This is a genomic window from Bartonella sp. AP36NXGY (assembly GCF_042195865.1).
Lineage (GTDB): Bacteria > Pseudomonadota > Alphaproteobacteria > Rhizobiales > Rhizobiaceae > Bartonella.
Map to the genome: position 1 here is coordinate 73,885 of NZ_JBHIPD010000010.1, position 8,271 is coordinate 82,155.

At 41.5% G+C, this 8,271-nt stretch carries 7 protein-coding genes, 1 tRNA gene and 1 pseudogene; all 9 read right to left on the reverse strand.

Annotated features, from left to right (window positions below; translation table 11 throughout):
- Window positions 1-48 precede the first annotated feature (48 nt).
- Window positions 49-4,197: a DNA-directed RNA polymerase subunit beta gene (rpoB, locus tag ACFINX_RS05870; RefSeq protein ID WP_375612113.1), complete on the reverse strand. Its 4,149-nt coding sequence runs from the start codon at window positions 4,195-4,197 to the stop codon at window positions 49-51.
- A gap of 289 nt (window positions 4,198-4,486) precedes the next feature.
- Complete coding sequence (gene rplL / locus ACFINX_RS05875) at window positions 4,487-4,858, reverse strand: 50S ribosomal protein L7/L12 (RefSeq protein WP_375668467.1); 372 nt, start codon at window positions 4,856-4,858, stop codon at window positions 4,487-4,489.
- 101 nt (window positions 4,859-4,959) lie between these two features.
- On the reverse strand, window positions 4,960-5,478 hold the full coding sequence (rplJ, locus tag ACFINX_RS05880; RefSeq protein WP_012755027.1) for a 50S ribosomal protein L10: 519 nt from the start codon (window positions 5,476-5,478) through the stop codon (window positions 4,960-4,962).
- Between the two features lie 354 nt (window positions 5,479-5,832).
- On the reverse strand, window positions 5,833-6,537 hold the full coding sequence (gene rplA / locus ACFINX_RS05885) for a 50S ribosomal protein L1 (RefSeq protein ID WP_375613460.1): 705 nt from the start codon (window positions 6,535-6,537) through the stop codon (window positions 5,833-5,835).
- Between the two features lie 4 nt (window positions 6,538-6,541).
- The gene (rplK, locus tag ACFINX_RS05890; protein ID WP_273723157.1) at window positions 6,542-6,970 is read right to left on the reverse strand and encodes a 50S ribosomal protein L11; all 429 of its coding nucleotides are present in this window, start codon (window positions 6,968-6,970) and stop codon (window positions 6,542-6,544) included.
- A gap of 150 nt (window positions 6,971-7,120) precedes the next feature.
- Window positions 7,121-7,651, reverse strand: coding sequence for a transcription termination/antitermination protein NusG (nusG, locus tag ACFINX_RS05895; RefSeq protein ID WP_273790740.1), 531 nt, complete (start codon window positions 7,649-7,651; stop codon window positions 7,121-7,123).
- 20 nt (window positions 7,652-7,671) lie between these two features.
- A complete protein-coding gene (gene secE, locus ACFINX_RS05900) occupies window positions 7,672-7,884 on the reverse strand; it encodes a preprotein translocase subunit SecE (protein WP_273790652.1) in 213 nt (70 codons plus the stop codon).
- 199 nt (window positions 7,885-8,083) lie between these two features.
- Window positions 8,084-8,159: transfer RNA gene (locus tag ACFINX_RS05905), tRNA-Trp, on the reverse strand.
- A gap of 47 nt (window positions 8,160-8,206) precedes the next feature.
- Window positions 8,207-8,271, reverse strand: a pseudogene (locus tag ACFINX_RS05910) (elongation factor Tu); the annotation flags it as partial.

The following is an 8,271-nucleotide window of genomic DNA, read 5'->3' on the forward strand; positions in this document are numbered from 1 at the left end:
CTTAAAGTAATAAGAGCGCAGCTTTTTTCTAGTGCGCTCCTTGAATTATTATTCTGCCGTATCAGACAATGCCCGCTGTGCAATAAGTTCACGCGCATCATCAAGCTCCACATTAAGAGCAAGTGAGCGCATTTCTTTTACCAACACATTAAAGCTTTCGGGTATACCTGCCTCAAATGTATCATCACCACGCACAATTGCCTCATAGACTTTTGTTCGACCAGCCACATCATCTGATTTTACTGTTAGCATCTCCTGCAAAGTGTATGCAGCACCATAAGCTTCAAGTGCCCAAACCTCCATTTCACCAAAACGCTGACCACCAAATTGTGCCTTACCTCCTAATGGCTGCTGCGTAACGAGTGAATAGGGACCAATAGAACGTGCATGAATCTTATCATCAACAAGGTGATGCAATTTCAACATGTAAATATATCCCACCGTTACTGGGCGATCAAAAGGCTCCCCAGTACGACCATCATAAAGCGTAACCTGCCCTGAACTATCTAAGCCTGCGTCTTCCAGCATCATGTTAATATCAGACTCATGTGCTCCATCAAAAACAGGCGTTGCAATTGAAACCCCTTTCTTCATCTGCAATGCCAATTTGTAAAGGCTTTCATTATCATACTGACGAACTGGTTCATTATGATTATCATCAGGCATAAGATTTTCAATACGCTGACGCAACGGCAATATATCCCCAGTCTCTTGATATAACTCTAACAAAGCACCAATCTTCTTGCCCATCCCCGCACATGCCCAACCAAGATGCGTTTCAAGAATTTGTCCAACATTCATACGACTAGGCACACCAAGCGGATTCAAGACGATATCAGCATGGGTCCCATCTTCAAGAAATGGCATATCTTCTACGGGAAGAATACGTGAAACAACACCCTTATTCCCGTGACGCCCCGCCATCTTGTCACCTGGTTGGATTTTGCGCTTCACAGCCACAAAAACTTTCACCATTTTCATGACACCAGGAGGCATTTCATCACCTCTTTGGACCTTTTCAACCTTATCCATAAAGCGACGTTGTAATGCTTCTTTTGATTCATCATATTGCTTGCGCAAAGCTTCAATTTCATTTTGAAGCTTTTCATCCTCAACAGCAAATTGCCACCACTGGGATCGTGGATAATGCCCCATTACTGTACTATCAAGCTTTTTACTACCCGAAAAGCCTTTCGGACCTTCTACAGCAACTTTACCTGTCAACATATCGGTGAGGCGCGCATAAACATTGCGATCAAGAATAGACTGTTCATCATCACGGTCTTTTGCTAAACGCTCAATTTCTTCACGCTCAATTGCCATCGCACGTTCATCTTTTTCCACACCATGGCGATTAAAAACGCGAACTTCAACAACAGTACCAAAAGTCCCAGGAGGCATACGCATAGAAGTATCACGAACATCGGATGCCTTTTCCCCAAAAATTGCACGCAGAAGCTTTTCTTCCGGCGTCATGGGACTTTCACCTTTCGGGGTAATCTTTCCAACTAAAATATCACCTGGTTGAACTTCAGCACCAATATAAATAATGCCAGCTTCATCAAGATTTCTTAACGCTTCTTCCGCAACATTAGGAATGTCGCGCGTAATTTCCTCAGGTCCAAGTTTTGTATCGCGTGCCGCAACTTCAAATTCCTCAATATGAATTGAAGTAAACACATCATCAGCAACAATGCGCTCGGATAACAAAATAGAATCTTCATAATTGTATCCATTCCAAGGCATAAAGGCTACGAGAACATTCCGCCCAAGAGCCAAATCACCAAGATCCGTGGATGGACCATCTGCAATGATATCACCTTTCTCTACCCTATCACCGACATGTACAAGAGGACGCTGATTAATACAAGTGGACTGATTAGAACGCTGAAATTTCTGTAAGCGGTAAATATCAACGCCTGATTTTGAAGGATCTAAATCTTCTGTTGCACGTATAACAATACGGGTAGCATCGACTTGATCAACAACACCACTACGTTTTGCACTCACAGCAGCTCCTGAATCGCGCGCAACAATAGATTCCATTCCCGTCCCAACAAATGGCGCTTCAGCGCGTACAAGAGGAACTGCTTGACGCTGCATGTTCGATCCCATAAGCGCACGATTCGCATCATCATTTTCCAAAAAAGGAATAAGCGCTGCTGCAACTGAAACCAACTGTTTTGGTGAAACATCCATCAAATCAACATGATCACGCGGCGCCATTAAAACTTCACCAGCATGACGGCAAACAACAAACTCTTCTATAAAACGACCTTCGTTATCTAATGACGAATTAGCCTGAGCGACATAATGCTTTGCTTCTTCCATCGCTGAAAGATAAATAACTTCTTTTGTGACTTTTCCATCAATAATTTTTCGATATGGGCTTTCAATAAAGCCATATTTGTTAACTCGCGCAAATGTTGCTAAGGAGTTAATCAGACCAATATTGGGGCCTTCTGGTGTTTCAATCGGACAAATACGACCATAATGCGTAGGATGTACGTCACGGACTTCAAAACCCGCACGTTCACGAGTCAAACCACCTGGACCAAGAGCAGAAAGACGGCGCTTATGGGTAATTTCTGACAATGGATTGGTTTGATCCATAAACTGCGACAATTGTGAAGACCCAAAAAATTCACGGACTGCTGCTGCCGCAGGCTTTGCATTGATCAAATCCTGTGGCATAACTGTATCAATTTCAACCGATGACATACGCTCTTTTATCGCACGTTCCATACGAAGAAGACCAATGCGATATTGATTTTCCATCAACTCCCCGACGGAACGAACGCGACGGTTGCCAAGATTATCAATATCATCAATTTCACCACGTCCATCACGCAATTCAACCAACATCTTAACAACAGCAAGAATATCCTCTTGGCGTAAAATGCGAACTGTGTCTGGACAATCAAGATCCATACGTAAATTCATCTTAACACGCCCGACAGCTGAAAGATCATAACGCTCTGGATCAAAAAACAATGAATGGAACATTGCTTCTGCTGTATCGATTGTTGGAGGTTCACCTGGACGCATCACCCGGTAAATATCAAATAACGCATCCTGCCGACTTTCATTTTTATCCACCTTCAAAGTATTGCGGATGTAAGCGCCAATATTCATGTGATCAATATCAAGAATATTGACTTGATCAGCACTAACATCGAGCAGAACTTTTAATACTTTTTCGTCAATTTCATCACCAGCTTCAAGGTAGATTTCACCTGTTTCGTAATTGACGATATCTTCGGCTAGATAACAACCTAATAAATCATCTTCACTAACTTTAACCGCTTTAAGTCCTTTTTCTACCAAAGACTTCGCAGTACGAACTGTTAATTTTTTACCAGCCTCCGCAACGACTTCACCACTATCTGCATCTATAAGGTCAGAAATGAGCTTCATTCCTTTAAAGCGATCCACAGAATAAGGAACTCGCCATCCTTCTCCATCACGCTCATAAGTCACTTTATCATAAAACGTCGATAAAATATCCGACGCATCCATACCTAATGCCATCAAAAGACTAGTAACAGGAATCTTGCGCCGTCGATCAATACGCGCATAAATGATGTCCTTAGCATCAAACTCAATATCAAGCCAAGAACCACGATACGGAATAACACGAGCAGCAAAAAGAAGCTTTCCTGATGAATGGGACTTTCCTTTATCATGGTCAAAAAAGACACCAGGAGAACGATGCATCTGAGAAACAATAACACGCTCCGTACCATTAACAATAAAGGTACCATTCGTCGTCATTAAAGGCATATCGCCCATATAAACGCCTTGCTCTTTAATGTCTTTGATATCTTTGGAGCCAGTATCCTCATCAACATCAAAAACAATCAAACGCAATATGACCTTTAATGGGGCAGCATAAGTTAAATCACGTTGACGGCACTCTTCAACATCAAATTTTGGTAAATCAAATTCATAACCTACAAACTCAAGCATAGCTGTACCGGAAAAATCTGAAATAGGAAAAACCGATTTAAAAACAGCTTGCAAACCTTCATCTGGTCGCCCACCTTTCGGTTCCTCAACCATGAGAAATTGATCGTATGAGGCTTTTTGAACCTCAATAAGATTCGGCATTTCTGCTACTTCAGGAATCTTACCAAAAAATTTCCGTACGCGCTTACGACCATTGAATTGAGACATCATTGCGTGAGTCTGAGCCATCGTCGCTCCTTGATCTTTACTCTTCAAGGTAGACCAACCTTGAAAGCCTTATACCATTAACCTGCATATGCAGACCAGTTCACTTGACACTCAATAATGAGCATCATTAACTTTCCCCACCAACATAAGCCATTTATCTCTTTGACTCTATGATGAAGGGGTAAGTAATCCAAACCTATCCCATTCCTGTTACGAAACCATTGGGAAAAGTTTTTTACTCATTATTTTCCCTCTTTGTATTAAGAGAAAGAAAATCGGCGAACATAAATGCCCGCCGATAAAATTAAATTTACTTAAGTTCCACCTTAGCACCGGCAGCTTCAAGTTGAGATTTAATTTTTTCTGCTTCTTCTTTAGAAGCAGCCTCTTTAATAGGCTTAGGTGCACCTTCAACCAGATCTTTAGCTTCTTTAAGACCAAGTCCAGTAAGAGCACGAACTTCCTTAATAACATTAATTTTTTGTGCGCCACCTTCAACAAGAATAACATCAAATTCTGTTTTTTCTTCAGCAGCTGGAGCAGCAGAACCAGCAACAGCAGCTACAGCTACAGGAGCAGCAGCCGAAACTCCCCACTTTTCTTCAAGTAACTTAGAAAGCTCAGCGGCTTCCAAAAGGGTTAGATTAGAAAGGTCTTCTACGATCTTCTCTAGATCAGCCATTTTTAAATTCCTTCAATTAAAAGATTTGAACCATTATTAAATCTTATTCAAAAAAACAGAAAAGCATTAAAGCTCTTCCATAAACGTGAATACAAACAGCCTTAAGCCGCCTTATCCTCCTGAGCATATGCTCCAATGACACGTGCAACCTGACCAGCAGGGGCATTAACAACCTGTGCAATACGGGTCGCAGGGGTAGAAATCATACCCACAAGTTTTGCACGCAACTCGTTTAATGAAGGCAATGAAGCCAATGACTTCACAGCATCTACAGTTAAACTTGTTGCACCCATTGAACCGCCAAGTATGACAAATTTGTCATTGCTTTTCGCAAAATCAACAGCAACTTTCGGTGCTGTGATTGGATCTTCTGAATAAGCAATAAGTGTTTGTCCAGTAAACAAACCCACTATCGATTCAGATTCCGTGCCCTGAAGAGCGATTTTAGCAAGACGGTTTTTGGCGACCTTAACGGCACCGCCAGCTTCACCCATTTTCGAACGCAGATCATTCATCTGTGAAACTGTCAGACCGGAATAATGTGCAACAACAACAGAACCAGACTTCCGAAAAGCCTCGTTAAGCCATGTAACAAATTCGCGTTTTTCCGCTCTATTCACTGTCTCTCTCCATTTAACAGATTTGCTTAAAACAAACCTGTTGGTTACCTTTGATAACATAAAATACTTCATGTCACCGATGAGGATCCTGTCCCCTTTTTCACGCACAGCGTTCAAAGGCAACCTTGGCTCAAACCCTTTAAGTCTTTTAACTCTCAGTTTTTACCCCAGTCTCATGCAGGTTTTTTTGATTAAGATACTTAAAAGCATCACCTACAATCTCGGACAGGATATTCCGGAATTTCTCCCGGTACAACCTAAGCCCTATAAAGCTTAGATAGCGAGCTGATCAAAATCAGCATTTTAAATACAATTTTGATATTCCCATACCCCAAAACAAAATTATAAATCAGCTTATACTAGCTCTGAACGAACCGTTGCTGGATCAACTTTAACACCAATTCCCATAGTCGACGAAACAGCAACGCGCTTAATATACTCACCTTTTGCACCTTGCGGTTTGGCTTTAATAACTGCACTTGCAAAGGCTTTTATATTTTCTACGATTTTTTCAACACCAAAAGAAGCCTTACCAATACCAGCATGCACAATACCAGCTTTTTCCACACGAAACTCAACAGCACCACCTTTAGAAGCTTTGACAGCACCGGCGACATCAAGTGTTACAGTACCAACTTTCGGATTCGGCATCAAACTCCGTGGACCAAGAATCTTACCAAGACGACCAACAAGAGGCATCATGTCTGGCGTTGCAATACAACGATCAAAATCTATAGTCCCTCTATTAACGCTTTCAAATAAATCTTCGGCACCTACAATATCAGCTCCTGCCGCCTTAGCTTCCTCAGCCTTATCCCCACGAGCAAAAACGGCAACACGAATATTTCTCCCTGTTCCATTAGGCAAATGAGCAACGCCTCGAACCATTTGATCAGCATGACGAGGATCAACACCCAAGTTCATTGAAATTTCGATTGTTTCATCAAACTTAGCAACGGCACGCTCCTTAACCATTGAAACGGCATCTTTTAAAGCGTAGAGTTCATTAAAATCAATATCTTTTCGGATATTTTTTATTCTTTTTGCTACTTTTGCCATAATATTAGCCCACCACTTCCAAGCCCATCGAGCGAGCAGAACCTTCAACCATACGCATTGCTGCCTCAATGTCATTCGCATTAAGATCTTTCATCTTTGATTCCGCAATCGAACGAATTTTATCGCGAGAAATGCTTCCTACAGACACTTTACCAGGCTCTTTTGAGCCAGATTTCAGGTTTGCTTCCTTCTTTAAAAAGAATGATACAGGAGGCGTCTTGAGAGAAAAGGTGAAAGACTTATCTTGGTAGTACGTAATAACAACTGGAATCGGTGCCCCCTTTTCCATTTCTTGTGTCGCTGCATTAAACGCCTTACAAAATTCCATGATATTAATACCACGCTGCCCAAGAGCTGGACCAATTGGTGGAGATGGAGTAGCAGCTCCTGCAGGAACCTGCAACTTAAGCTGACCTATACTTTTTTTTGCCATAACAATCTGCCTTTAATTTCACTGGTATACTGACAATTCATCTTGCCCGTTACCCGCTTGCAGTCACGTGGTTCGGATCATTAAGCCGACAAAAGCTATAAATCACCTCCCACTCCTTCCTTAAAGTAATTAAAACTACTCTAAGTTTAATCAGAGTTTTTCAACCTGACCAAATTCCAAATCAACAGGCGTAGGACGCCCAAAAATAAGCACTTCAACCTTAAGACGAGAGCGCTCTTCTTCAACCTCTTGAACAATTCCATTAAACGAAACAAAAGGACCATCAGCAACGCGAACTTGCTCTCCAACCTCAAACAATACAGAGGACTTTGGAGACTCAACCCTTTCCTGAACTTGTTTGAGAATTTGCTCAACCTCTCGATCAGAAATAGGAACAGGACGCGCATCCGACCCTAAAAAACCTGTCACTTTAGGCGTATTCTTAATAAGATGATAAACTTCATCTGTTAACTCAGCACGAACAAGAACATAACCAGGAAAAAATTTTCGCTCAGTATCAACTTTGCGTCCACGACGAACCTCTACAACACGCTCTGTTGGAACAAAAATCTTTTCAAAAAGATGATCAAGTCCCTTTTGCTTTGCCTCCTTATCAATAGCTTCCGCTACTTTCTTTTCAAAATTTGAATATGCCTGAACAATATACCAACGAGCTGCCACAGTCACACTTCCTTACATTCTCAACTAAAAAGATATTTCAGAAGATCAATAACCCGCCAAACACCAAAATGCATAACCTGATCCACAATAAAAAAGAAAGCTGAAGCCAATGCAGTTACCAACAAAACCATAATAGTAGAAATAACCGTCTCACGACGTGTAGGCCATTTCACTTTAATTGTTTCTGCATAAACCTGCTTCAAAAAGGTAATCGGATTGGTTTTAGATGCCATCGTCACACTATACTCTCTCTAGTCCTATTGTGTTTTATAGAACAAAATAAACAGGAAAAAATGCAAAAGCCAACTTTCAGACTTATGCAATTTCTTTACTTTCTATTCAATACCGTTTCACACACAAAAAAACAAGCCCCATATCAAAAAAAGCGAAAAAGGCAGCAAAATCCACTCCCTTATATGTAAAATCCCCCTTTGGCAGGGGCAGCAGGACTTGAACCCGCGACCTGCGGTTTTGGAGACCGCCGCTCTACCAACTGAGCTATACCCCTAACTCTCAAAACTAAAACACTTTTAACACCCCTTTAACAAGCATTATTTATTCAATGATCTTAGAGACGATACCGGCACCAACAGTACGACCACCTTCACGAATAGCAAAAC

What these genes read in the sequence shown, in the direction of transcription:
- rpoB (WP_375612113.1), bottom strand. Translation starts at nt 4,197, where the DNA reads ATGGCTCAGACTCACGCAATGATGTCTCAATTCAATGGTCGTAAGCGC.
- rplL (WP_375668467.1), bottom strand. Translation starts at nt 4,858, where the DNA reads ATGGCTGATCTAGAGAAGATCGTAGAAGACCTTTCTAATCTAACCCTT.
- rplA (WP_375613460.1), bottom strand. Translation starts at nt 6,537, where the DNA reads ATGGCAAAAGTAGCAAAAAGAATAAAAAATATCCGAAAAGATATTGAT.
- rplK (WP_273723157.1), bottom strand. Translation starts at nt 6,970, where the DNA reads ATGGCAAAAAAAAGTATAGGTCAGCTTAAGTTGCAGGTTCCTGCAGGA.
- secE (WP_273790652.1), bottom strand. Translation starts at nt 7,884, where the DNA reads ATGGCATCTAAAACCAATCCGATTACCTTTTTGAAGCAGGTTTATGCA.